The sequence below is a fragment of the Hymenobacter crusticola genome (assembly GCF_002154225.1).
Classification (GTDB): domain Bacteria; phylum Bacteroidota; class Bacteroidia; order Cytophagales; family Hymenobacteraceae; genus Hymenobacter; species Hymenobacter crusticola.
Window position 1 is genome coordinate 44,208 of record NZ_MTSE01000003.1, and the last position, 24,692, is coordinate 68,899.

Here is a 24,692-nt window from a genome sequence, read left to right on the forward strand (position 1 = left end):
CTTCGTTACTTTTTTGCAGCATTTACTTGTCTTTGCGCGCCATCCGGAGCTAGGTCGGGTAAAAACCCGGCTGGCGGCCACCATCGGGCCGGCTGCGGCCTTGGAGGTATACCAAGAGCTAGTGCAGCACACCCAGCAGGCCGCAACCGGGCTAACTGGCGTTGCGAAAACGGTGTGGTTTGCCGAGCCTACTTCCTCCCCAGCTGCGGCCAGCGCATGGCCTGACTTTGAGCAGCAAGGGCAGCCCTCCGGCGACCTAGGTCAAAAAATGCAAGCAGCTTTTGCCGCCGCTTTTCACCAGGGAGCCACCGCAGCCGTCATCATCGGCACCGACTGTCCGGGCCTGACGACTGCCCACCTAGCGGCCGCTTTTCACGCTTTGGCTGCGCACGACCTGGTGCTCGGGCCAGCGGCTGACGGGGGGTATTATTTACTAGGCATGACGCGTTTGCACGCGGAGCTGTTTCAAAACAAAGCTTGGAGCACTGCCGATGTGCGGGCGGCTACGCTAGCCGACGCCGCGCACCTAGGTCTGCGTGTAGTACTGCTGCCTACGCTACGCGACATCGATACCGCCGAAGATTTGGCTGCGTGGCGCGCAACTGAACAGTAGCCGGGCAAACGCGCGCGACGTTTCCGCGTATGCAAGAGCTAACGTGAACTGTTCCTCATGCCTGTTGCTTCCTACCGGTACTCTTTTTTCCTCTTGATGTTGCTTGGTAGTGGGGCCTGTTCAACGGACAAACAAGAGCCCGAACACGTAGAAAACGCAGTAGCACCCACCAACGCCCTGCAAGAGCTCACGCCGTACTTCAATGCGCAGTGGGCCATGGACAAATTCTGGGAAGATAGCCTGGCCGAAGTAGCTACGTACGCGGCTGAACAAACCGTAGGCGCGGCAACCCAGCAGTTTGACTGCACCCTGCTCACGGTGAAAGAGGAATTCAGCATGCAGTACAACGTCCGGGCTGCCGACTACAAGCGGAAAGATTTGTATCCGGTAATGAAGGTGAACCAGATCTATTCGCTGCCGACTACGCCTTTGCCGCAGCACTGCCTCACCTCGTTGTTTTTTCGCCGCGACCAGCCGGTGCCGCTTTACAAACTCACGGCTTCGGCCCAGGATTGGAACGGCGTCACATTCAAGGCCATCACCGACGATGGGTTGCAGTACGTAGAATCGTATAGCTCCTGCCAAAGCCAGCCGGGTAGCGGCCAGCGTCAATTGCGTCGGGATGTGCTATTTGAGGAAGCGTTGCCCTACACGTTGCGCAGCTTGCGCTTCGAGCGGAAGCCGGCCTTTGGCGCTACTGTGCGCGCCGCCCAGGCGCCAGACGCGTGCCTACCGCCCGTCTACTATACCGCGCAGATTCGCGTCGCCGATGGCTTGGTGGCCGATACGGCAGAGCCGGCCTGGCGTGTGGCCGTAGTGCTAGCCGACCGGAAGGAAAATGTGTATTGGTTCGCCAAAAAATACCCCAATTTGCTGTTGCGCCAAACTACCTGGGACGGGCGCCGAATGACGTTGAAGGAAGTAAAACGTACGGCGTACGAAGGTTAGCCGGAAGGGTGGTACCGGACCTAGCGTATGCAGCCGTGCCTGCCCGCAAGCTAGCCGGAAGGTATACGATTACGTACTGCTTCTGCAGTCAAGCTAGTAGCGCGGCGTACGAACGCGTTGTTTTAACTTAACCATTGTTGTATTATGTCGGGTCAAGGTCTCGAAGTATTTCTGGATGAGCTAGCTACCAGCAAGGAAACGGTAGCGCAAGCGGCGAGCTTGGGGCAGGTAGAGAAGCAGGATATCGTACAAATCACGGAACAAGGGCACCCTTGGTACGCCTACCTGCTAATTGTCATAGAAGTTACTCCCGTAGGCGTAAAGGCCTACTCCCCGCAACTCACGGGTGAGGAAAGCGTACAAATCCTTGCATTTCAGCAGTTTCAATGCGTTGGGCGGGCCGTTATAACACGACCATAGCTTGGCCACGTGGAAATAAGTGCCTACACAGCACGAAAAAATGCGGTTGTTCGTTTTACGCTTTCTGTAGAAGCGAAGCCTACCGCTGCACAAAGCAAAGAAGCTAGGTTGCCGTGAACAATGAGGCAACTCGTTAGTTTTGGGCGTGCTGAGGTGCTGCCTGTTTTGGGTGGCTGCGGCTTCATTTGTTACAATTTCTCCCATGCTCCAAATCGGCGATCAAGCCCCTGACTTCTCTTTAAAAACCACCGCTGGCGATACGTTTCGCCTGAGTGAACAGCGTGGCCAGCGCAATATTGTCCTGTACTTTTATCCGAAAGACGACACGCCCGGCTGCACGGCAGAAGCGTGTTCCTTCCGCGACCAGTACGAGGAGTTTCAGGACCTAGGTGCTGAGGTAGTAGGCGTAAGTTCCGATAGCGAGGCAGCGCACCAAAAATTCACCCAGAAGCACCGCCTGCCTTTTCCGCTGCTAGCCGACGCCGGAGGCCAAGTGCGCAAGTTGTACGAGGTGCCACGCGCCTTACTCGGCCTGCTGCCTGGGCGGGTAACGTTTGTAATTGACAAGACTGGCGTAATCCAATATATTTTTAATTCAATGAGCCGGGCGACCGATCATGTAGCTCAGGCAAAAGAAGTATTATTGAGGTTAGAGAAATGAAATTATAACTTGCGCTGCATGCCGACCTTCTGCCGCGTAAGTCCAGACCAGGTCGGCTTCCCCTAAGAACGATTTAAAGGACAAGTTTGTGGCAAAGAAGGCGTCAATAACCGATATAGCAAAACAGTTAGGCCTCTCGGTATCAACTATTTCGCGGGCGCTTAATGGGCATGATGATATTAGCGAGGCAACCAAAGCACGCGTTTGGGAACTGGCTAAGGAGCTGAACTATCAGCCCAACCATTTGGCGGCAGCTCTGCGCAAGGGCCGCAGCAATATGCTCGGCCTGATTGTGCCGCACATCAACGGCTATTTTTTTCCGTCGGTGATGGATGGTATTGAAGCCGTAGCCAGCAAAGCCGGCTTCAACGTGATGATGTGCCAATCGAACGAGGATGTGCGCCGCGAGAAAAAGAACATTGAGGCCTTGCTCAACGCGCAAGTAGAAGGCATTCTGGTGTCGATGTCGCGCACCACGCACGAGTTTGAGCACTTTGAGAAAGTGCAGCAGCAAGGTATTCCGCTGGTGTTCTTCGACCGCATGCCGGAGCTCGCCCACGTGAATGCCGTCATCCTGGATGATTACCAGGGTGCCTACCAAGCCGTGAAGCACTTGGTTGAACAGGGCTGCACGCGCATTGCCCACTTTGCGGGGCCCCAGCACATGAACACCACCCGCAACCGGCACCTAGGTTACCTGGATGCGCTGCGTGCACATGGGTTACCTGCCAATGAGGAACTGGTATTCTGGCTGCCTAACTCCAGCCACGCTTCCGGTGAGGCAGGCATGAAAGAGCTGCTGAAGCTGTCGGAGCGACCCGACGCTATCTTCTCGTCTTATGATTTCCCGGCGGCCGGTGCTATGCGGGTGCTAAACGAGCACAACATCCGGGTGCCCGAGGATATTGCCGTGGCAGGCTTCAGCAACGAGCCCTTCACTACGCTCACCCAACCTAGCCTCACTTCCGTCGACCAGCGCGGCGAGCAAATGGGTGAATCGGCTGTGCAGCTATTCCTGCAAATGCGCAAACGTACCGAGAATTTTCCTGCTCAACGTATTGTTCTGAAGCCCAAGTTGTTGATTCGAGATTCGTCTTTGCAGCTCGAGGTAAAGAAGAAGTAAGGCGGCTCTACCTAGCCCCAACGTAAGCAACTACGCAAGAGGCCCATACGGCTATGCAAGAGTGCTGCCCCGCTCACGCGAGACTGGCAGTACAATTGCATAGCCGTATGGGCTTCTTGCGTGCGCGTGGCCGATTTGCCAGACAACGTTAACTGGGGTCGGAGGGAGAGGAAGCCCCACCTGTTGCCAAATCAACGAGCTGCCGCCTCTACGGCTAGCATTTTACGCTTACTACTCTATCTAAATGGGAAATTTACTTACGGAATTATTAGAAAGTGCGCGTGTAGAAAGACGCATCGTTACGGTGCGCACAAATCCTAGCGAGCCTAGTCGCTTCGCGTTAGGCTATATCGTAGAGCACAACGACGAAACGGTGATGCTGAAGATGGTTAATCCCAACGGCTTGCTACACGGCGTGCGCGCGATCCGGAAGGGAGAGATTTTCCAGCTAGATTATGATGACCGGTATATCCGCAACGTGGAGCTCAAGGAAAACAACCTTGATAAGATATACGGGCGCGTAAAGAGCCCCAACTTTGTGGAGGAGACTTATTTGACCATGCCGGAAATCCTGACCAAATCGAAGCAGCTACGGCACGTTATCTATTTTCATACCTACTCGGGCATGAACTACTACGGCATGGTTTCGCGCCTCACCGACGACGAATTTATCGCTGATTGCTACAACGAGTACGGGGAGCCGGATGGCACCTCGGTATTTCGGCTAGATGATATCAAATCCATCGTGTGGTCAGACGAGGATACGCGCGCCATTGAGTTGCGCCTGGCGCTGCGAAAGCAAGAACAATAAATAAGGCACAGTGCCAAAAAAGCTAGGTAGTGTAACCGTTACGCAACCAGCGTACGGTTGCTACCAAGTGAACGAAGGCCAAAAAATAGGGCACCTAGCTTATCATAGCGTGTGGCTCTGGGGCAGAATTGTTTGAGGTGGCTATAAGGTCGCTCGGCGGAGTGAAGTTGAGGGTAGTCGAGTAGGGCATATAAGCACGACCTAGGTGGTGCGGCCGGGCAATGCCTCTACGAATGTGATAAGCTAAGGGTCTGTGTAGGAAGAGCTAGCTACTCTTTGGCTGGCAAGGAATGGGCTGCTGGAAGTGGACACCGAGAAGCTATCTAGGGCCGACGATAACTTGTAGCCACTTTTGCCTACTGCCACCGCCTATTTGCCCGCAGGATTCGTACAATTTTCCTGTGAAACCGAATTCTCTCGCTGCTTTTTACGACGCCTGTGCTCCTACGGAGTCCGCTGTTGGCGTCTTGCCGCCGCCAGACATGGGGCAAGGAGTAGGACATTTTAACGTGTTTTCATTGGCGGACCTCCGCGGGGCGCCTCCAATGACGTTTACCCGACGAGCCTACCATAAAATTACGCTCTGCCGCGAGCGCAGCCAAGTGGAGTATGCCGACCAGGCCCCGCACGTTGGCGCCAATACCTTATTTCTAGTGACGCCGCGCGTGTCCTACCGATGGCTGCCGCTCACTGAAACGCCCGCGGGCTATAGCTGCCTCTTCGACGACGCGTTTCTGCTACCCGCCCGAACCGGAGTGGTGCTGGCGGAGCTGCCGATTTTTCAGCCTGGGGCCTACCCGGTGTGGGCAGTGACCGAGGCCGACTGTGGGGCGCTTGAAGCCATTTTCCAGAAGATGGCGCACGAACTTGTATCAGGTTACGCCTACAAGCACGACCTGTTGCGCACCTACCTTTGGGAGTTGATTCACTTGGTGCAGAAGTTACAGCCGGCCCCCGCCCCGCTAACGACGCACAGCGCCGCCGAACGAGTTGCTACCCAGTTCACAGAGTTGCTGGAGCAGCAGTTTCCGCGTTTAAGCGCGCAACCGCCGTTGCGTTTGCGCACGGCCACCGACTATGCCGACCAGTTGGCTGTGCACGTCAACCACCTCAACCGCGTGCTGAAGGAAACGACAGGCCACACCACCACTGCCCTCATCAGCCGCCGCTTAATGCAGGAAGCCAAGCTCTTGCTGAAGCAAACTGCTTGGAGTATTTCGGAAATCGCCGACAGCCTAGGCTTTGCCGATGTCGCCCACTTCTGTACCTTTTTCAAGCGCCACGCCGACCAAACGCCGGGGGACTTTCGGCGTTTGGCCGTGTTTGGAGTCTAAGATGTTTGAAATCTAAAACAGATGGGTTGACTGGCGAAGTTTACCGCCCGGCTACCTCCCAGACCTTTGGGGTGTACTTACTCACTTCCCTTTTTAGGAGGCAATACCCACAGGCAACATGGCAAACAAGAAAATTGCGCTGGTCACCGGCGGCAACAAAGGCATCGGCTTCGAAATAGTGCGGGGACTGCTACAAGCAGGCTGTCGGGTGTACCTAGGAGCCCGTGAGGCAGCTAAAGGTCAGCAAGCTGCCGCGGAGTTGGCAGCCGAAGGCGACGTTCTATTCCTCGAAATGGACCTAGCCGACCAAGTGACGCTCGACGCGGCGCTGGCGCACTTGCAGCGCGAGGAAGGCCACCTCGATATCTTGGTGAACAATGCTGGCATCAATGCGGCCGGTGACGGTTCGCCTAGCACGGCCGCCTTGCGCAGTGTGGAGCAAGCACTCCACACCAATTTCTTAGGCACGCTGGCCGTCACCCAAACATTTTTACCGCTGGTGAAGCAGGCCGCGGCAGGGCGCATTGTGAACGTATCCAGTCCGCTTGGCTCGCTCACCCTTAGTGGCCAGAACGACTGGGGCCTGCTAGGCTACTCTGCCTCGAAGGCCGCCCTGAATATGCTGACCCGGCAGCTAGCCTACGAACTGCGGGATACAGCCATCAAGGTAAACTCGGCCGCGCCCGGCTACACGGCCACCGATCTAAACGGCTTTGCAGGCACCGATACTCCTGCACAGGGGGCAGCAGAGGCCATCCGGCTAGCGCTCCTCCCGGCCGATGGCCCCACTGGCACGACCTCTTCTTCTGCTGGTCCCTTACCCTGGTAAGAGCGTGCCGATAGCGGCAGCTAGCAGCAGTCAATCAGCTAGGGCACTTTTGCTGGACCTCTTTAGGGTAGCAGTAGGCAATCTACGTCCAAAGATGCTCATCACTGTTAGTAGCACTTGGGTACTTCAGAATGCTCTGGTGTTTACTTTCGGTGGAATTGCGCGTATCAGCGGGTAACTACCTTTTATCACCCATATGCATGCATTTCGTTTTTTCGTGCTCCTAAGCTTCTTTTTGGGGCAGTTTTCTATGGGCCTTGCCCAAACTTCGCAAGTACCTACGACGCTCGATGCCACACTCGACGGCTATAAGTACCCGTATCCCATTGCCTACTTACCGCTGAAGCTAGAGCACCAAACGGTGCGCATGGCTTACATGGATGTGCCCGCGAGCGGCAAAGCGAACGGGCGCACGGCGCTGCTGTTACACGGCAAAAACTTCTTTGGTGCCTACTGGCGCGGCACTATTCAGGCCTTAACCAAAGCTGGCTTCCGCGTAATCATACCCGACCAGATTGGCTTTGGCAAGTCGGATAAGCCAGCCATTTACTACTCGTTTCACCAACTGGCCCGCAACACTAAGCACTTGCTCGATACCCTAGGTATTCGCAAAACGGTGGTAGTAGGACACAGCATGGGCGGCATGGTAGCCACGCGCTTCACGCTGATGTACCCGGAAGCTACCGAGAAGCTAGTGCTGGAAAACCCCATCGGCTTAGAGGATTACCGCCAAGGAGTACCGTTCCAGTCGGTTGATCAGGCGGAAGCCACAGAGTTGAAAAGCACGGAAGAAAGCATCCGTAAGTACCACGGCAGCTACTACCCCAATGGCTATCCCGCCGCCCACGACGAATGGGTGAAGCCGCTGGCCGCTCAAACCCGCCACCCCGACTTCCCGAAAGTGGCGTTGGCCAACGCCCTCACATTTGAGATGATCTACCAGCAGCCGGTGTGCTATGAGTTCAGCCGGGTGAAGGCACCGACCTTGCTCATTATCGGTCAAGCCGACCGCACGGTGGTGGGCAAAGGGCTGATTAAGGACCCGAAAGTGCTAGCCACCATGGGGCAGTACCCCGCCCTGGGTCAGCGCACGGCCGCGCAGATTAAGGGGGCCAAGCTGGTGCCCATTGAAAAAGTAGGCCACATTCCACACCTAGAGGCGCCAGCCAAATTCTACGAGGCTTTGCTGGCATTCCTGGGCTAAGGAATATGCTCCACAACGCCTGCCGGTCGGATGCCTAGGACGTCGGAGCGGTAGACGTGAAGGAGGAACCCTTAACCACCTAGCCCAACGGGGCCACTCTTACGGTAAGAGTGGCCCCGTTGGGCTAGGTGGTTTTAATACACTCGCCGCAAAGCTAGGCCAATTTATTGCGCCACTTGTAGAGTCTCAGCGTCAGAATAGTATCCGGGCGCTTTTTGAAATTGTTCATGAGGCTATCCAAGGCGGCTTCGCCGAAGAGTAGGAAGTTGTAGAAGCGATTTTTGCGCTTAGCCAAAGCTTGCTGAATGGTGGCTTTGGTAGCCCAGCTGGCAAAGAGCATGCGCCCAATGGTGTTGCCGTGCGTGTTCTGCAACACGCGTCGCTGGTTGCGCACGGCATAGTACTGCTTCCAAGCGGCGGGCCACGGAATTCCGTCGCGGTCGAAGGAAGGGGGGTGGTAGAACACGCTGCTAGGCACCGTCACTACCGAGAAGCCCATTTTCTGGGCGCGGGTCATGTACTCCACCTCGTCCCCCCAGATAAACAGGTTCTTATCCGGAATGCCAATGGCTTTCACCACTTCTGAGTGAATGAGAGTGCCATTGAAGAGAGAAGCCACGCCATACACAAGGTCGACGCCCGTCATGTCCGATACTTTGCGGTACTCTTTGTTGGGGCGCGGCACGAAGAAGGCAAGCTCCTCGTGGTCTTTCACGCTCACCGACATCGAGTTTTTAATGCACGGACCTAGGTTCGGGGAGGCCAGCAGCTTCTCTAGCGCATCGGGCGCGGCTAGGCAATCGTCATCCATGCACCAGAGCCAGGTGAAGCCCGCTTGGTACGCCGTGTCGATGCCGGTGGCAAAGCCGCCCGCGCCGCCGAGGTTGGGTTGGTTGATGACCTGCAACTCGGATTGCGTGGCCAGCCACTCTTGGGTGCCGTCGGTGCTCCCGTTGTTGATGACGAAGAACGCATCGATCTTACGGGTTTGCTGGTGCAGTGTTTCGAGGCACTTTTTCAGGTCGTTGAGGCGATTGTACGTGACCACGACGGCCGCTACAGTTTCCATTGCTTATCGATGAAGTAAAGTTTGAATGCGTGTTTTGGTGAAAAAGAAAGCCTCGCGCAAGTGGGAGAGCTTGACTACTTCAATGCCCTTGTAGCGCAGGTAGCCGTACATAGCTAGTGTGATGTACAACTCCGTGATGACAAGGGCATAAGCAGCACCTAGGTGAGCAAATTTGTTGATTAAGAATACGTTGAGCGCAACGCCAAGGACGGACCCAATGGCCGTGACCATGAAAAAAGCCTTATCCATGCGCAGGTTGAGCATGGTGTGCATGCCCAGTAAGTTGCTCATGCCAATGATGAGCGGCAGCACGCACACGACGCGCAGCACCGAAATAGAAGGCAGGAACTTGGCTCCGTACAGCAGCTCAATGAATAGCGGCGCTACCACCCACAAGCCTAGACACACCACCGACATCAGGATGAACAGCGGGAAGAACGTGTTACGCACCATGCGCAGGCCCTCCTCGCGGCCCTGCCCGAAGGCATTAGCCACAATAGGAAAGAAGGCCTGATTGAGCGCCAAGCCCACAAAGGTTTCGGCCATGCCCTCCAGGCGTGTGCCAGCTGAGTAGATCCCAACATTGTAGGCCGGCGCAAACAGACCTAGGAAGAACACATTGGAGCTAGCATAAATCGTGATCATAACCGACGAGAAAAAGATCGTGCGGTCTTCCTGGAAGCGCGTCAGCAGCTCCGGGCGGGTAGGCCAGGTAAACTTGATGTCGAAGCGGCGCATAGCCACGTACAAAGCCGTCACACTGACGGCGATCTGCGACACGCTAATAGCTAGGTTCTGGTAGAAGAAATCCTCGGCCCGCCGAATCAACAGCAGCACCGATAAGGAGAAGATCAGCTTCACGGCCAAATTGAAGATGGCCACCCGACCTAGGTCTTCCATGGCCTGGTAGAGCCAGAAAGGGGAGAGCACCGTGCCAATACAAACCAAGTAGGTGCACACGTGCAGGAACAGGTGCTGTCGAAACTCGGGGTTGGAAAGCGAAACCACTGTGAAGATGACGGTCGAGAGCACCCATAGCAGCGTCTTGCCAGCCATCACCTGGCTGAAAATCTTATTGGTGGCTTCCTTGTCGTTGCGGTTGGCCGCAATGGAGCGCACGGCCGCCATGTCGAACCCGTAGTTGATGAGCAGGCTGAAATACGTGACGTACGCCTGTGAGAAGTTGAGCAGACCTAGGTTGGCGGGCCCAATGATGCGCACCACATATGGCACCGTGAGCAGGGGCAGCAGGAAATTGGCAATCTGGACACTGAAGAGCGAAGCTACGTTGACAGCGAAGCGCTTCATGCGGGGTGGGGCAGGCGGGGGTGTGGCGGCCGGAACGGTGCCATCTTCTTCTACTACGGTCGTGTTTTGTATCACAAAGCGGGTGTGTAATGCTCTCGAATAAGACCAGCCGGGTAGTAGGGAGGCAGCAGCGGAAGGAGGAGCTTAGTAGAATCCAGCTGTTGAGCTTTCATCCTATCCTCCGATGTCCTTACTACGTTTACTTGACACGGGTTGCAGATTCCTGGGAGGTATTGCCAGTAAAAGGCTCTACAGCCCATGGCTTTTCGCAAAAGGCCAGAAAATCTGCTAGTTATTCGAGATAGGTAGAGGGTCTTGAAGAGAAAAGCTAGCCACTTATTTTGCTGTTCGGTGGTGGCTTATGAGGGGTTAGTAGTGATTGTTGGCTATGGCTTGCGGTCCGTAGCAGCTCCAGCATATTTCGTCGGCGGGGCGCTTAGGCGTGGGCACTAAGGGAAAAGTAGCCGCCGAAAAGCGTGCGGCGCGCTTGGCATCGGTCAGGTCGTAGAGCTGGGCGTACGATACTTTGTAGCCCACCGATTCGTCGGGCATCCGCGCGAGTACCGTTAGGCGCGGCCCCGGCCGGCCGATGCTGCTTAGGTAGGCTCTTAGGTCTTGTTCCTCATAGGGGTCGAAGTGCATCATCACCAGCCACACCCGCCGACCCCGGAACGTGTCTACCTCCTTGAGGTAATTGCGCTCGGCCCCCGGCAGATGGCGGTAGCAGTGGCCTAGCTTGTAGCTTGGGGGGCGCAGGCCATACGCTGGGCCATACCAGCGTAAGTATTGCCCGGCCCCGTAATAGGCATATACGGCATCGCTGGGGCGGCGTACCTGGGCTAGCTTGGCGTACAGCGTCTTGGCATCTTCCACGCAGAAAGGCGGCAGATTGTGGCGCGTGGTGCTGTACAGAACGGGCAGCAGGCAGAGCCCCAACGCCACGGCCCCCAGCCCTGCATGGCGCTGCCACGCCCACCGTACAAGCGCCTGAAACGCTGCAAATACAAACAGAATCAAGGTGGGCACCAGAAAATCCATCAGGCGCTGGCGCAGCGGAAACTGGTGCAGCAGCGCTGCCAACGTGCTCAGCACCCACGGCGCCGTCAGCAACAAAGCCACTTCGCGCCGCTGCCACCAGAGCAGCCCCACACCAAGGAGCGTAAACCCAACCCAAATGCTGGTGGGATGCGGCCAACCGAGGCCATTGGCCCAGCGCTCCGCTATATCTTGGGTGAAATCGATGGGCAAACGTGCACTCAGCGGCAGCATCCCTTCGCGCCAGAAATACTGCATAAAGGCCTGATCGATGGGCCGGAGTGTGTGCTGCGCCAGCGCCAAGCTTAGCACGCATCCCACCGCCCAAGCACCTACTACTGTCATTGTAACACGCAACCGGGGGCGGCCAGCGTCGAAGGATGCTAAGAGCACCAGCGCTGCGCCACAACCGGCGAAATACATCAGCGAAGCTTGTGAGTAGAAAGGCAGCACCAAACCTGCCAGCGCCGCCAGCACCCAAAAACGAGTAGACGGCAGCTGCCGCTCGCGGAGCCGCAAAGCGAGGTACACCACCAGCAGCCCCACGGCCGCGTCGCTGGCGTATTGCTTTACTTGGTTGCTGTAGTGCACAAAGGTGACGCCAACGGCAAACGTCAGCAGCGCCAGTGGCACCAAGCGCTCGTCGAGCACGCGCCGCGCCACCGGCCAGAGTAGGAGCAGGGCCGCCAGGGAAGCTAGCAACGGCGGCAGCCGCAACGAAAGCTCCGACTTACCAAATAGTACTAAGCAGGCTTTTTCTGCTAACAAGAACAACGGCGGTGCCACCTGGGCCTCGGCCAACGGCGCACGCACGAGCTGCCCGACCGAGCGAGTAACTACGTTGTGCACAATAGCTAGCTCATCCATGAACATGGTGGTGCCCAGCGACCATTGCCAGACCCGCAGTGCAATTCCCACCAATACGGCCATCAGGGCCAGCCACCACCATAGGGTGCGACTACCTGGCGCGAGGCCACGGTCAACGTGCTTCATAGCAAAACCATAGTACTTCCCATGCCGCGACTGGGTGGGAGCGTCGGCGGCCTAGCTTCAAGCACCGCCAGCTCAGCGACGGTGACAACCTCTGTACGGACATTTATTCCCTAAGGATTGTCCAGAGTACAGATAATCAGAATAAATAGCTGATTGTTAATAGAATAATATAATTAACAATCGGAATTTAGTTGTAACTAACGCTAAAGCTAGTCAGGAAGTTGGTTGTCGGTCGTGCTAGGCCTTCCCGCGTAGGCTCGTACGAGGCCTGTCCGCCGCTTTCGAAATAGCCTTGGTCTGATACGCATAAGCGAGCTTATACCGGATAAGCTTGCAACTTTAGTAAATTCAAGTAGCTCTTCATACGTAAAACGCCAAGTCTCATGAAAAAGCTAGCTTTCTATATGGCCGCCTTGGGAATGTTACCAGCCTTTTGTTTAGCAGACGGATTGCCGCAGCCCAATCCGACGCGTGCTGCCAAGCAGATAGTACCTGGAAAAAGACCTATGCGCCGCTTCATAGGTCTCGTTAACGATGAGAGCAAAGGCACGACCAAGCAATTAGAGCCCGGAGGGAGCTTTGTGAGTCGTCCGAATGCAATGCGTGTTCTGACCCCCGCGGCGCCGGCAAGTATGCTCATTGTTCGCCCAAGTAGCAGCCCCAGGGATGCGCAAGCCGTGCAGTCTTTACCACAACAGACCTTTACACCCGTACCGTAGGTTAACGATAGTGAGCGAAAGCTACCGCCCCTTCGAGCAACGCTTTTTGCCGCAAGAGGTGTTTTGCAAAACAGCAGAAACGCAAACGCAGACCTGCGCGGTAGCAAGTCTGCGTTTGCGTTTCTGCCATCGGAGAAGCTTCCTAGGCCTCGTTTAGTGATGGTGATGATGGTGGCCGTTATTGGGTTTGCCAAACAAGTTCATCAACGACCCAATGATGTATAAGCCCGTCCAGCACACGTAGAGCCAATTGAACCCTGGAACGGTATGGTGCACAAAGAAATGCAGGATCAGATGAGCGGCAGCGCTCATGATCAGGCCCGTTACGGCAATGAACTGGTAGCTGTTGAGGGCGCTGGGGCGGTAGAGTTTGGAGAAATCCATGCAAGGCGGGGCTAAGGCACAAAGATAAGTCGGGGAGAGGTAAGGGCCACGGGTGGACCTAGGTGCTTGCCGTGTACGCTATTTCAACTAGGAGGGTGGCTGACCAGCAAACGGCCGCTATACCAATCTACGCCGGGACAAGTACTGGCTAATGGCTTTGTCGAAGGCGAACGGTGTGTTCTACAACTCTTACCCCAGCCTACCGTAAGCAAGATAAGCCACGCATACCATCCACCTCCTAACTTTCAAAACTGATGATACTCGATAGTCTTTTCGACAACAACGACGATAACCAAAACGAAAACGCCAATATCAAAGAAGACATTGCCAAGAACGAGAACCTAGAGCAGCACAAGAAGGTGCAGCAACAGGAAAGCAACGGCAAGGAAAGCAATGACCCTTCGGCCCAGCGTAACACCGGTGCTCGGGGCTACACTGAACGCAGCAACCAAAAAGACCAGCTCGAAAACTTGCACATTGGGGGCAGCGAAACTTCGCCGCAGGGTGGCAACGACCACGAAAATGCTGGTGAGCAGGCGCAAGGCCCTGGCTTTGAGGCTGAAGGTAGCTACGAACTAGACCATTCCGTGCGTAGCCACGCCCAAGAGTTCGGCGAGAAAGAAGCCGACGGGCCGCAGGAAACTCCTAACAATATCAACACCGACCGGCCCACGCAGCAAGCCTAGGTATCGCAAGCACTTACGAAGCTGCAACAGCTTAAAAAACGCACCGGCCGCTCCTAGTATAGGAGCGGCCGGTGCTGTGTAGGGGAAGATGATAACTAGCCAGTTCCAGTTACGACTCCGTGTTGCGGGCAAATCGCCGGCCGAACAGAAAGTATACGGGCACGCCGAGCGCAACTAGGATGAGGCCCCGACGGGAGAAGTCAGCCGTTTCGGGTTGGGTAAGCAGGATAAGGCAGAAGCTGGACGCCAGAGCCACGTACAGCAGCGGAATGATGGGGTAGCCAGCGGCGCGGTACGGACGTGGGGCGTCGGGACGGGTACGGCGCAGCACGAAGATGCCGATGATAGTGATGACGTAAAACAGCACCACTGAGAACATTACGTAGTCGAGAAGCTGGCCGTAGGAGCCGGAGAGGCAGAGTAGGCAACCCCAGGCGCACTGCACCCACAGCGCCACACCCGGCACGCCAGCCTTGTTGAGCCGGGCCATGGCTGGGAAGAAAACCCCATCCTTGGCCATAGCATAGTACGCCCGCGCCCCCGACAGGATCGTGCCGTTGTCGCAGCTGAAGGTGCTAATCATGATCAGCACGGCGAGTACGTAGGCGCCTACTGGGCCTAGGAAGCTCTCCGCAACGGCCGTGGCCACGAGGTCGTTGGTGGCGTACATCAGGCCGCGCCCGGCGAGGGTAGTAGCCTGCGGGTCGCCTTGCAAGGGCAGCACCATGAGGTACATGAGGTTGATGAGCAAGTACAACGCCGTCACGATGGCCGTACCGATGGCCATGCTCAGCACGATGGTGCGCTGCGGATTCACGACTTCATCACCCGAAAAACCAATGTTATTCCAGGAATCGGAGCTGAACAGGGAACCAACCATGCCCATGCCAATGGCCAGCACGAGCGCCGAACTGGAAAGCGGTACCGTCGGCTGACCGGCGGTGTGGCGGGCGGCATCCCACATGTGATGGAAATTAGCCGAAACAGCTTCTGCGTTAACGCCGATGGCAAAACCTAGCACGATCAGACCGAAGAGGGCAATGAGCTTCGTCGAGCCAAAGATATTTTGGATGAGCTTGCCCGTGCGTACCCCGCGCGTGTTGATGGCCGTGAGGCCCACAATCAGGGCAATAGCCAGCAACTGCACCGTGGTAAATTGAAATGTGTAGGGCGTATCGCGGAAGGGCAGAGCCAGCGGGCCTACTTGGAAGAGCACGTTGGTTTCGCTAAACCACGGCAGTAGCACGCCCGTGAAGCGCGCGAATGCGACGGCGACGGCGGCAATAACCCCCGTTTGGATCACAAGAAACAGCGTCCAGCCATAAAGGAAGGCCACGAGCTTGTTGTAAGCTTCGCGCAGGTACACATATTGCCCGCCTACTTTGGGAAACATGGCAGCTAGCTCCCCGTAGCTTACTGCGGCTGCCAGCGTAATAAAGCCGGTGAGTAGCCACACTACGAGCAGCCAACCGGCCGACCCAACCTGCCGGGCAATACCCGATGATACAATGAAAATACCGGACCCAATCATGCCGCCCGTAACGAGCATAACGGCATCAAAAAGGGTAATGGCACGCTGAAAGTGGCCTTGTTCTTCGGGCATACGCGGTGAGAGTAGAGGTTTTGTCAGCGCGGAAGATACTACAACGCGGGCGGCAACCACAACAAAAACAAAGCTCCACCAAGCCGCGTGGCTTAGTGGAGCTTGGAAAAGGCAGCGCTTATAGCACGGAAGCGCAGCTTCGCGTATCGTTGAACAACTGGCACCTAGGTCGCATCTGCCGGTCGGGGGCCGGCAGATAAGTGCCTCAGCGCGTGAAGGCTCGCTGCACTACTTCCTGCACGTTGCTCGGAAGCTTGGCTAACTGAATGCCGTTCAGCTCCGCCACCACGCGTACCTCTTGGGCAAGCTGAGCGCGTAGGGGCTGCGAACCTAGCTTCAGATCGGGCACCGGCACTTTGAAGCGGTAGAGCGAGATTTTCAGCTTCGGTAGATCCTGCAAGCTGATTCGGTCGCTGGGTACACGCAGGTTAAAGTCGAAGCTAGGTAGCACCGTGACGTAGTGTTCGGTGGTGCCGGGGCGCGGGTAGCTGCGCTGCTCGCCGAAATCCGGTACTGAGCCTAGGCTCAAGCGCTTATCGTCGAGTAGGGCTTCGTAGGTCAGGCCATCCTGCACGATTTCTTCTTCGGCCAGCAAGGGCCCATCCACGCGTTTGGAACCGATAACGGCCAATTTACCGTCTTGCACGCGCATCCGTAGCACCACGTACGAAGTGTCGGGCGCGGCGCGCGTTAGCCTAGGTTCTTGGTCTGGCAGTACACGCGGTATCACGCGGATAGGGCCGGGCTGGTCCACGGTGAAGGCGCCCATTGTGGGCTTCGAGGCGTCGATCAGGGGCGGCTGCGCATCATCCATCAGGCGGGAGTTGGCGTCGCGGGCGGGCGCTTGCTGCATCGGGGCCACGGCATCGGTCATGGTGGGCAGCTTGGCGTTTTCGATAATCGGACGGGCGGTGGCGTCCATGGGTTTAGCGTAAATACCGCGGATTGATTTTCTGTTCATCGTACACCTCCTTGCTTACCAGTTCCGGCCGTAGCGGTAGTTGTGAATATACTTGTAATAAAGCTTCTGCAGCGTCAGCGTGGGCGTAGCTTTGATCATGCCGAACCAGTTCTGATTGTGCACAAACAAGTCGCGCTTGCCAGCTGCTCCCTCAAAGTTGCAGGGGATGAAACGGTCTACGGAGCCTAGGTTCCACTCGCCGACCCAATCTTCCTTCCAGGCGCAGGCTAGGTTGGCGCCGTCCGAAATCATGGTGCCGAGGTACTCCTTGCCCCAGTCGGTGGCGTTGTACACGAACAGATCCGCTTTGTTGTCGCCGCTGATTTCGGCTACGTAGTGCTGATCGTTTTTGCGCATCTGCCAACCCGGCGCGTTGCCGTCGTAGCGCCGCGTCATCGAAACGGCCGCACCGTTGGAGGCCATCATGGCGAGGTACGCTATGCTCCAGTTTTCCCCGTTGAACACGTACAGGTCCGTTTTGCCGTCGCCGTTGAAGTCGCCGGGGTAAAACTTGTCGCCCTTGGTCATGTTCCAGCCGGCTAGGTTGGCGTCGTAGCGCTTCACCATCGTGTAGGCGTTGCCGGTGCTGCGGTGCATGGCCAGGTACGGAATCGACCAGTTATCGCCGTTGAACACGTAGAGGTCCTGCTTGCCGTCGCCGTCGAAGTCGCCTACGTAGAACTTGTCGCCGGCTGTCATTTGCCAGCCAGCAAAGTTACCGTCGTAGCGCCGCACGAGGCTGAAGCCCGTGCCCGAGCATTGCAGCATCCCTAGGTAGGGCATGCTCCAGTTGGTGCCGTTGAACACGATGAGGTCTTTTTTGCCGTCGCCGTTGAAGTCGGCCACGAAGAACTGGTCGTCTTTCTTGAAGTCCCAGTTCGGCATCGTGTTGTCGTAGCGGGCAATCAGTTTGAGGCCGTTTTTGCCGTCATCGGCCAGCAGACCTAGGTATTCCATACCCCAGTCGGAGCCGTTGAACACCGCTACCTCGTCTTTGCCGTCGCCGTTGAAGTCGCCGATGTAGAAGCGGTCATTAGGCTTGAATTGCCACGAGCCCGGCACTCGTTCCACAGCGCTGAACACCACGTCGAGCTGCGCGCCGTTGGAGCGGCAGATCATGATGGAGTTGCCGTTGTGCATGAGCAGGTCGCTCTTGCCATCCCCGTTGAAGTCGCCGGCGTAGCACTTCAGGAAGGTGCGCCCGGTGTAGGGGTGCATCTTGTTTTTGAGGGTGGTGTAGCAAATCGGGCAGAACTCGGGCGAGTTGCCGTTCATGCGGCAATTGATAACGGGCCGGTACATGCCCCGGCCATTGGCGCCACCACCCTCAAACAAGCCTACGTCCTGCGAGTCGCTCCAGCCGGCGGGTTTTGCGCCGGCCGTGTAGCCGGAGCACTGGCCCGTGCCGGTCGGGATAGGAGTGCTAGGGTTGACGAAATTGCGCCATTTCAGCGTGTTTCGGTTCGTGTTGATGGTCACGTTGACGGCGCCTGGCTCACCTCCCGAGTACACGTTGCTGGTGCAATACTCGTCGGCTAGGCCGCCTGTGCCGTGGCCAAACTCGTGGGCCAGCACTTCCCAGCCGATACCCAGCGGCACCACCTGAAAGCCCCCACCCCCGCAGCCGCCGTAACGCGGGTCATTCAGGAGAATGACGACCAAATCGTAGTCGGGCACCCACTTGTTGAGCGCTGCCTGCACCAGCGCCGCGGTGTCGGCCGTGCCTTCCAGCCAGCAGTGGGCCCACGAGCCGCTGAAGATGTACTTCAGGGCGGTGTCCTTCATGGTCGTGCTGACGATAGTGTCGTCCTTGGGGTTGTCGTGGGTGCCGTGCTCATCGTACACGCGGGTGCTAACCCCCGAAGCATTGGAAATCAGGTTCACCCGGAAGATGTTAAACGCCTGATTGTCTTCGTAGAAGTAGTCGTGCCCAAACACGCCATCGATCAGGAGCTGTTGCACTTTCAGGTTGTAGGCATCCTGGTCGGCGGCGGCAAAACCGTCGCCTAGCACGGCAATATTCAGCTTGGAGCCCACCGGTCCGGCGCTGAGAATTTGGGTCACACTATCCGTCACGGGCGCGGCGCCCGGCATCGGCCCCGGCCGGTCAACGTGCAGCGCCGTATCTACCGCGCCTTGGTCGAGAACTTTGGATTTATGGTCTGGCATCGTGATGATTGATTAAAGATAGGCTGGTAACGATGAGCGGTTTAGGCAGCGAAAGCTAGGTTGGCCTAGGCACAACGACGGCACTTATACCCCCGCGGCCACGCCGTTTGAACTGGCGCTGTAGGTATCAAGATCCTCGCCCATGGCGCTGGGGGCTGCCTCGGCAACCAGGGTAGCTTGCGCCTCTTCCAGCACGGCTTCGTCGGTTACATCTTCCTCGGGGGCCCAGTCATTCACACTTGCCGATTGCGCTGCTTGGGAGGAAGCAGCCGTCTGGGAACCAGCTTTGGGGTAAATCTTGGCAGCGAAGGCGTAATCCAACAGGTTGATATCCACGCCTCCTATGATGGGCTTGCCGTCTTTGGTAATGGAGCCGGGCAGCTGGTAGCACATAATGGACGTCTGATCGGCGGCCGTACCGGCGATTTCGGAGGCTTTCAGCGGCGTCAGTACTTGGGCATCAACGGTGGCTTTGTTCCAACCCTGCGTTTTCAGGAAGTAGGCGTACGCCTTTTGTGGGTCGATGCGCGTAATCAGTTCCTGCCGCATGTGTTCGTGCGGGAAGCCCAGCGTGTGGCCGGTTTCGTGGCGCACCACACGCCGGTATTCCGATTCAGGCGTGCTCATGCTGAAGCCTTGCAGGTTCATCGTGGGCTTGTTTTTCGGAATCAGCAGCACATCGGTACCTAGGTACGACCAGTAGCCGCTGCCCGCCCGCGAAATCCGAATCTGGCCAATGCTGGTCGTTTCACGGAAGGAAATGCCGCACGAGGTGCTCCAGGCATTCATATGTCGTACAATGCGCGCCCGCAGATCAGCTGGCGTGGCTTCCATGAAACTGACCGACAGTACGCGCACCGACGGCCCCCAGTACTTGGTGGTGAGCAGCGTCAGAAACTGCGGGTCCAATACCGCCGCCGCTGCTTCCGGACCTAGGGCGTTGAAGGCCGTTAGGGAAGGCGCATTGACGGGGTTGATGCGCGTTGCCATCTCGGCGGCTTTGGCGCGCAGCCGTTCGGGCACTTCCTTGATCGAGCAGCCAACCTGCGCGGCCGCCGGAGCTTCCGCCGTGGGCGCTTCGTTGCTGCTATGGTCGCTTGACGTGGTGCTGTCGTCGTTTTCGGTGACGGAGCTAGCGAGCTTGGCAATCTTGGCCAGGGTTTCGAGAAGTTGCTTTTCAGTCTTTTTCATAAGGATGAAGAATTAGGTTTGGGGGAAGATGAACGGCGCACGGCGTAGCAGACCTAGGCCCGGCACTAAGCGCTGGGCAAGACGGAACTGCCAAAAGGGAAAGAGGAAAAGGCCCACCTAGGTCAGGCGGGGTGAACGCGACGATGCAAAGCGTATCGTCTGAACGAGGGGCACTGGCCCAGCGCCCGGCGGACGACAATACCTAGGTAGGCCGGGCGGCTGGTACTTCAGAAAAGGGAGAGAGGGCCACGCGGCGAGCGGTGATAAGGCTGTTGGCGGGGCAAGGAGGCCGCTGGTGTGTGAGCGACCTGTGGAGTAGAGGAGGTAACGGGGATAGGAGCAGATAACCTGTTGGTAAAGATACAGGCACCGCTAACCCCTTGTCAATCACATATAAATGTGAGCACGAGCCGGCAAAAATGAGCAACTCGGCAGCAATGCACGTAAGAAGGAGCTACCAGGCAAGAGCTAGGTGGTTGCAGCGTCCCGAAACCTTACAGCGCGCGGACCCGAATAGCTACCTTTGCCGTCCTGTTCTACGCTTACCACCCCTGAATGTCGAATAAGCTACTGGTGTTTCTGGTTGGGTTGCTGTTGGTTTCGGCCCTCGGTTCCTACGTGTATTATCGGCGCACCGTAGCCCTTGTTCCCGTCGACCCCTGGACGCTAGTGCCCGATGACGCGGTGCTGGTGCTGGCCACCCACGATCATCCGACGCTGGTGCGCCACCTCAAGGAAACGCAGCTCTGGGACAACCTAACGGGCGTGCGTTACTTTCAGCAGCTGGAAGACGACGCCACCCTGGTCGATAGCCTCACGGGAACCCGCAACAGCTTGCTGCGCTTTTTGGGCACCAAGACCGTGCTGACGTCGGTGCACGTTACTAGCCCTAGCTCCTTCGATGTGCTGTTTCAGGTGCCAATCCGGACGGTGCGCGAGTACCGGCAAGTACGGACGCTCGTTGACGCCCTAGGGCGTGACCCAGATTACCGCGTGACCACGCGCGACTACCACGGCGAAACGCTCACCGACATTCGGGTGCAGAGCACGGGGGAGGGCATGACCTTCTACAACTACCGGAATCACCTGCTGCTGAGTGCCAATGCTGGCCTGGTGGAAGCCGTTGTGCGGCGGCTGGAGCACCCAGGCCTGCCCACCGTCGCCGCCGATTTCCAGAATACGGATTTCATGCAGCTCAAAGACGTGGATGCCACGCTGCTGATGAATTACCGGCGCTTGCCGCAGTTTTTGGCGCTGTTCTTTCGCGCCGACCTGACGCCGAACATGACCACCTTCGCCAGTCTGAGCAGTAGCGGGCAACTGGAGATGAAGCTCGTAGGCAATAAAGTGCTGTTCAATGGGTTTGCCAATCCCGAAACTGCCCGCGGATCGTTGCACGAAAAGCTACGGGGCCAGCCCGCCCAGCGGCTGCGGATGGCCGAGGTGCTATCCATCCGGACGGCGGTGCTGGTGCACCTAGGGCTAGGCTCCGTGGCGCCCCTGCGCACGCCGCCGTCCGCCTTAGCCGATTCCGTGACGCGGCGTATGGCGCCGCTAGTCGATAGCTTGGCCGCTTCGCTCAGCCAAGAAGTAGCTTTGTGCTACCTAGCCTCTGCTTCGCCACGGCAAAGCCCGGCCAAGTTGGCGTTGGCGTATTGCCCCAACCCAACTCAGATAGCTACTTTACTGGGGCAGTTGCGCCGGGCCACCGGAACTACTCCTTCATTTGAGCGAGTTGGGCCCTACCAAATTCATCAGACCGGCGTGGCGGAGTTGCCGGCGCGGCTGCTAGGCACTGCCTTTGCGGGGTTCGGAATGCCAGCAGTCGTGCAAGTAGGCAACTACCTAGCGTTCGGCGAAGATGCCGCCGCGTTGCGCCTATGGCTCACCGACGTAGTTGCGGGCGAAGTGTGGAGCCGCTCTCCAACGCAGGTAGCGTTTTTGCAAGACATGCAGCCGCAGGCACGTCTCAACATTATCGTGGATACGCGCAACAGCTGGAATGTGCTGCTCCGGGCCTTGGTGGAAGACCGCCGCGCGGGCCTGCTGCGCAACGAGTCTCTGGTAAAGCGGTTTCCGCAGATTGCCTGGCAGTTTGTACCGGCCGCTAACGAAGCTGAGCGCGGCGCCCAGTATTTCACGCAATTGGTTTTGCGGCATCCGGCCACGGGTACCGTGGTAGCCCGTGCTCAAACGCAGAGTGAAACGGGCATGCTACTCACCTTCAAAACGCCTCTGACCAGTGTGCCTGCCTTGGTACCGGTGACGGGTGCCCGCACGCCAGGGGTATTGGTGCAAGATGCCGCCCGTGTGCTGCACTACATAACGCCCGATAATGCGGTGGCGTGGTCCGATTCGCTGCCGGGGTCACTGGTCGGGCCGCTGCGGCGCCTGCCTTTGGCCGACGGCACCGGGCTGCTCTTAGCGACGCCCGACCGCCTACACTTGCTCGATGAGCAGGGGCGAGAGGCAGCTAACTTCCCGCTGAATCTGCCGGACACGGTGCAAGCTACCTCCCTGACGCCTTCGCCTGCTGGCAACGGTGCCACGCGCTTGCTGGTCACAGGCGGCGGGGGCAATCTGTTCTTGTACGACGTCAATGGCAATGCCTTTACAGGCTGGCAGCCGAAGCGCCTCGATTTCAGCCTAGCCGGCCTGCCTAGCTACCTGGTCATAGGCGGGCGCGATGTGATAGTAGTGCCCCTTGAAAACGGGTACATCTATGCCTTCGACCAGCAGGGCAGCGTATATCCGGGCTTCCCGATCAGTGTAGGCGCGCGACTCAATTCAACGGCATTTGTGGAAGCCGGGCCTACGCTGCGCCGCAGCCGCCTTACCGTGGTGACGCAGCACGGTGAGCGGGTAAGTTTCAACCTCAGCGGCGACGTGGTAAGCCGGGGCCGGGTGGCTACTTGGAGCCGTACCAGTAGCTTCCGTTTAGTGCCCGACCAGCGTCAGCGCAGCTATGTAGTCGTGCGCGAAGATGGGGGCAAGCTTGCTTTGTTTGAGCCTAGCGGCCGTCAGGTACTCACTCAAACCTTCGTGACATCGGGCACCAAGCCGGTGCAATATTTTGATTTTGGCAGCGGCCGACGCGTGTTTGCGCTCACTGAACCTGGCCCGCGCAAAGTCTACCTCTACGATGGACAGGGGCGGCTCCTCACTGGTCAGCCATTTGACAGCAGCGTACCTGGCGTTGATATAACTTATGAGCCAACCACAAGTACGTACCAGCTCTACCGCGTCCTAGACACGGAATTGCGCCGCACGGCTTTTAAGAATGACTGAGTGACTGAGGAATATGGCCGAACAAGGTACGGAGCAAGTACTCAGTCACTCAGCTACTCAATTACTTTCTAGTCGTTGCGAAGCCAGCCTTTGCGGTAAAAGTACACGAGCTGAATGGTTACAATGATGACCAATACACCGATGGTGATGGGGTAGCCGACGGGGCTGTAGAGCTCCGGCATGTTCATCGGCATGAGGTGGCCGTGTTCGTCCTCGTGCTGAAAGTTCATGCCGTACAAACCCACCACAAAGCTCAGCGGAATGAAAATGCTGCTGATGATAGTCAGCACTTTCATGACCTCGTTCATGCGGTTGCTCTGACTGGAGAGGTACAGATCCACGAGGCTGCTGATGGATTCGCGGTAGCTTTCGGCTAGGTCCAGGGCCTGGATGGCGTGGTCGTAGCAGTCGCGATAAAAAAGCTTAATGTTCTCGGGCAGCACATCATCGGGTAGGCGCAGGAGCTCCGCAATCTTGTCGCGCTCAGGGTACACTAGGCGGCGAAAGCGCGTGATGTCCTTCTTGATGCGTAAGATGCGGGCGAGCAGCCGCCGATTGGGTCGCCCCCGAAAAATATCATCTTCCAGCGACTCAATGTAGTCGCCGATGGCCGCCATGGTCGGGTAGTAGTGATCGAGCACCACGTCGGTGAGGGCGTACGCTAGGTAGAGCGGGGAGCTACGCAAAATCTGACTCTTACCCGAGCGGATGCGGTTGCGCACCGATTCCAAGCAATCCTCATAGTCATCCTGAAAGGAGATGATGAAGTTGGAGCCCGTGAAAATGGAAAGCTGGTCGTCGTCGATGTCACAGTTGGGCGTGAAGTCCGTCATGCGCGACACCAGAAACAGCCGGTCGTCGTCGAACACGTCTACCTTGGCCCGTTGGTAATCACCCAGTACATCTTCCATTTGCAAGGCTGGCAGGTTGAAGTCGTGCATCAGCTGCTCCATCAACGCGAGGTCGTTGTAGCCGCGCACATCAAGCCAGTGTTGTAGTTGCGGGTGGGCTTCGTAGTAGGAGCGAAGGGCGGCGTAATTGGCAAACTCCTGTTCCTTAATAAACTTTTCGTCGTAAGAAATCAGGAAAAGGCGTGGCTTGAGGGAATTTTCGCGCACCTGGAGCGTACCAGGTCGCTCACCCACCAGCTGCTCGCGCGCCTGGCGAGTAGCGTCGCGGTCGGTGATGCCGCGCAGCGAGTCGAGGGATTCATCTACCTCGGCGTCGACCGGTTCTTCAGAGGTTGGATCAACAATCATAAGGGGAAAGCTAGATAGCAGAGCACAAGTACGTACGTGAAAAGCCCCCCTGCGCGTTGACTACTGTTGTGCAAACGTCTTGGT

The 24,692-nt window shown here is 57.3% G+C and carries 20 protein-coding genes; 11 read left to right on the forward strand and 9 right to left on the reverse strand.

The window, feature by feature from the left end; translation table 11 throughout:
* The first annotated feature begins 13 nt into the window (after nt 1–13).
* The 9 genes from BXP70_RS06540 (at nt 14) to BXP70_RS06580 (ending at nt 7,943) form a co-directional block, all read left to right on the forward strand.
* Complete coding sequence (locus BXP70_RS06540) at nt 14–613, forward strand: TIGR04282 family arsenosugar biosynthesis glycosyltransferase (protein ID WP_086593243.1); 600 nt, start codon at nt 14–16, stop codon at nt 611–613.
* A 57-nt stretch (nt 614–670) separates the two neighbouring features.
* A complete protein-coding gene (locus tag BXP70_RS06545; protein ID WP_086593244.1) occupies nt 671–1,561 on the forward strand; it encodes a hypothetical protein in 891 nt (296 codons plus the stop codon).
* A gap of 144 nt (nt 1,562–1,705) precedes the next feature.
* Entirely contained in the window at nt 1,706–1,981 is a 276-nt protein-coding gene (locus BXP70_RS06550) for a hypothetical protein (protein WP_086593245.1), read from the forward strand.
* Between the two features lie 202 nt (nt 1,982–2,183).
* Nucleotides 2,184–2,642 (forward strand): peroxiredoxin, encoded by a 459-nt coding sequence (locus BXP70_RS06555; RefSeq protein ID WP_086593246.1) that lies wholly within the window; start codon nt 2,184–2,186, stop codon nt 2,640–2,642.
* A gap of 88 nt (nt 2,643–2,730) precedes the next feature.
* The gene (locus BXP70_RS06560; protein WP_086593247.1) at nt 2,731–3,765 is read left to right on the forward strand and encodes a LacI family DNA-binding transcriptional regulator; all 1,035 of its coding nucleotides are present in this window, start codon (nt 2,731–2,733) and stop codon (nt 3,763–3,765) included.
* A 244-nt stretch (nt 3,766–4,009) separates the two neighbouring features.
* A complete protein-coding gene (locus BXP70_RS06565) occupies nt 4,010–4,576 on the forward strand; it encodes a hypothetical protein (protein WP_086593248.1) in 567 nt (188 codons plus the stop codon).
* A 401-nt stretch (nt 4,577–4,977) separates the two neighbouring features.
* Complete coding sequence (locus BXP70_RS06570) at nt 4,978–5,910, forward strand: helix-turn-helix domain-containing protein (RefSeq protein WP_245849540.1); 933 nt, start codon at nt 4,978–4,980, stop codon at nt 5,908–5,910.
* 118 nt (nt 5,911–6,028) lie between these two features.
* Entirely contained in the window at nt 6,029–6,739 is a 711-nt protein-coding gene (locus BXP70_RS06575) for an SDR family NAD(P)-dependent oxidoreductase (RefSeq protein ID WP_086593250.1), read from the forward strand.
* Between the two features lie 196 nt (nt 6,740–6,935).
* Nucleotides 6,936–7,943, forward strand: coding sequence for an alpha/beta fold hydrolase (locus tag BXP70_RS06580; RefSeq protein WP_218779750.1), 1,008 nt, complete (start codon nt 6,936–6,938; stop codon nt 7,941–7,943).
* 154 nt (nt 7,944–8,097) lie between these two features.
* Here BXP70_RS06580 and BXP70_RS06585 read toward each other — a convergent pair whose 3' ends face one another.
* The 4 genes from BXP70_RS06585 to BXP70_RS06605 all read right to left on the reverse strand — a co-directional run bounded on the left by BXP70_RS06585 (nt 8,098) and on the right by BXP70_RS06605 (nt 13,451).
* Nucleotides 8,098–9,012 carry a glycosyltransferase family 2 protein gene (locus BXP70_RS06585; RefSeq protein WP_086593251.1) on the reverse strand — a complete coding sequence of 305 codons (915 nt, stop codon included), beginning with the start codon at nt 9,010–9,012 and terminating at the stop codon, nt 8,098–8,100.
* 3 nt (nt 9,013–9,015) lie between these two features.
* Entirely contained in the window at nt 9,016–10,395 is a 1,380-nt protein-coding gene (locus tag BXP70_RS06590; RefSeq protein ID WP_245849541.1) for a flippase, read from the reverse strand.
* A 294-nt stretch (nt 10,396–10,689) separates the two neighbouring features.
* The gene (locus tag BXP70_RS06595; protein WP_086593253.1) at nt 10,690–12,348 is read right to left on the reverse strand and encodes a glycosyltransferase family 39 protein; all 1,659 of its coding nucleotides are present in this window, start codon (nt 12,346–12,348) and stop codon (nt 10,690–10,692) included.
* 872 nt (nt 12,349–13,220) lie between these two features.
* Nucleotides 13,221–13,451 carry a hypothetical protein gene (locus BXP70_RS06605; RefSeq protein ID WP_086593255.1) on the reverse strand — a complete coding sequence of 77 codons (231 nt, stop codon included), beginning with the start codon at nt 13,449–13,451 and terminating at the stop codon, nt 13,221–13,223.
* Nucleotides 13,452–13,705: 254 nt separating this feature from the next.
* On the opposite strand from BXP70_RS06605, the gene BXP70_RS06610 reads away from it, so the two are divergent.
* Nucleotides 13,706–14,137, forward strand: a complete 432-nt coding sequence (locus BXP70_RS06610; RefSeq protein WP_086593256.1) for a hypothetical protein — start codon at nt 13,706–13,708, stop codon at nt 14,135–14,137.
* A 109-nt stretch (nt 14,138–14,246) separates the two neighbouring features.
* Here the strand turns inward: BXP70_RS06610 and BXP70_RS06615 are convergent, their stop codons facing one another.
* The 4 genes from BXP70_RS06615 to BXP70_RS06630 form a co-directional block, all read right to left on the reverse strand.
* Nucleotides 14,247–15,740, reverse strand: coding sequence for an APC family permease (locus BXP70_RS06615; RefSeq protein WP_086593257.1), 1,494 nt, complete (start codon nt 15,738–15,740; stop codon nt 14,247–14,249).
* A gap of 205 nt (nt 15,741–15,945) precedes the next feature.
* Nucleotides 15,946–16,701 carry a hypothetical protein gene (locus BXP70_RS06620; RefSeq protein ID WP_143436391.1) on the reverse strand — a complete coding sequence of 252 codons (756 nt, stop codon included), beginning with the start codon at nt 16,699–16,701 and terminating at the stop codon, nt 15,946–15,948.
* Nucleotides 16,702–16,716: 15 nt separating this feature from the next.
* Nucleotides 16,717–18,870, reverse strand: a complete 2,154-nt coding sequence (locus BXP70_RS06625) for a M64 family metallopeptidase (RefSeq protein ID WP_086593259.1) — start codon at nt 18,868–18,870, stop codon at nt 16,717–16,719.
* An 84-nt stretch (nt 18,871–18,954) separates the two neighbouring features.
* The gene (locus BXP70_RS06630) at nt 18,955–20,061 is read right to left on the reverse strand and encodes a M12 family metallopeptidase (protein ID WP_086593260.1); all 1,107 of its coding nucleotides are present in this window, start codon (nt 20,059–20,061) and stop codon (nt 18,955–18,957) included.
* Nucleotides 20,062–20,616: 555 nt separating this feature from the next.
* On the opposite strand from BXP70_RS06630, the gene BXP70_RS06635 reads away from it, so the two are divergent.
* Complete coding sequence (locus BXP70_RS06635; protein ID WP_086593261.1) at nt 20,617–23,349, forward strand: PQQ-like beta-propeller repeat protein; 2,733 nt, start codon at nt 20,617–20,619, stop codon at nt 23,347–23,349.
* 68 nt (nt 23,350–23,417) lie between these two features.
* On the opposite strand, the gene corA is transcribed toward BXP70_RS06635, so the two are convergent.
* The gene (corA, locus tag BXP70_RS06640; RefSeq protein ID WP_086593262.1) at nt 23,418–24,608 is read right to left on the reverse strand and encodes a magnesium/cobalt transporter CorA; all 1,191 of its coding nucleotides are present in this window, start codon (nt 24,606–24,608) and stop codon (nt 23,418–23,420) included.
* Between the last annotated feature and the right edge of the window lie 84 nt (nt 24,609–24,692).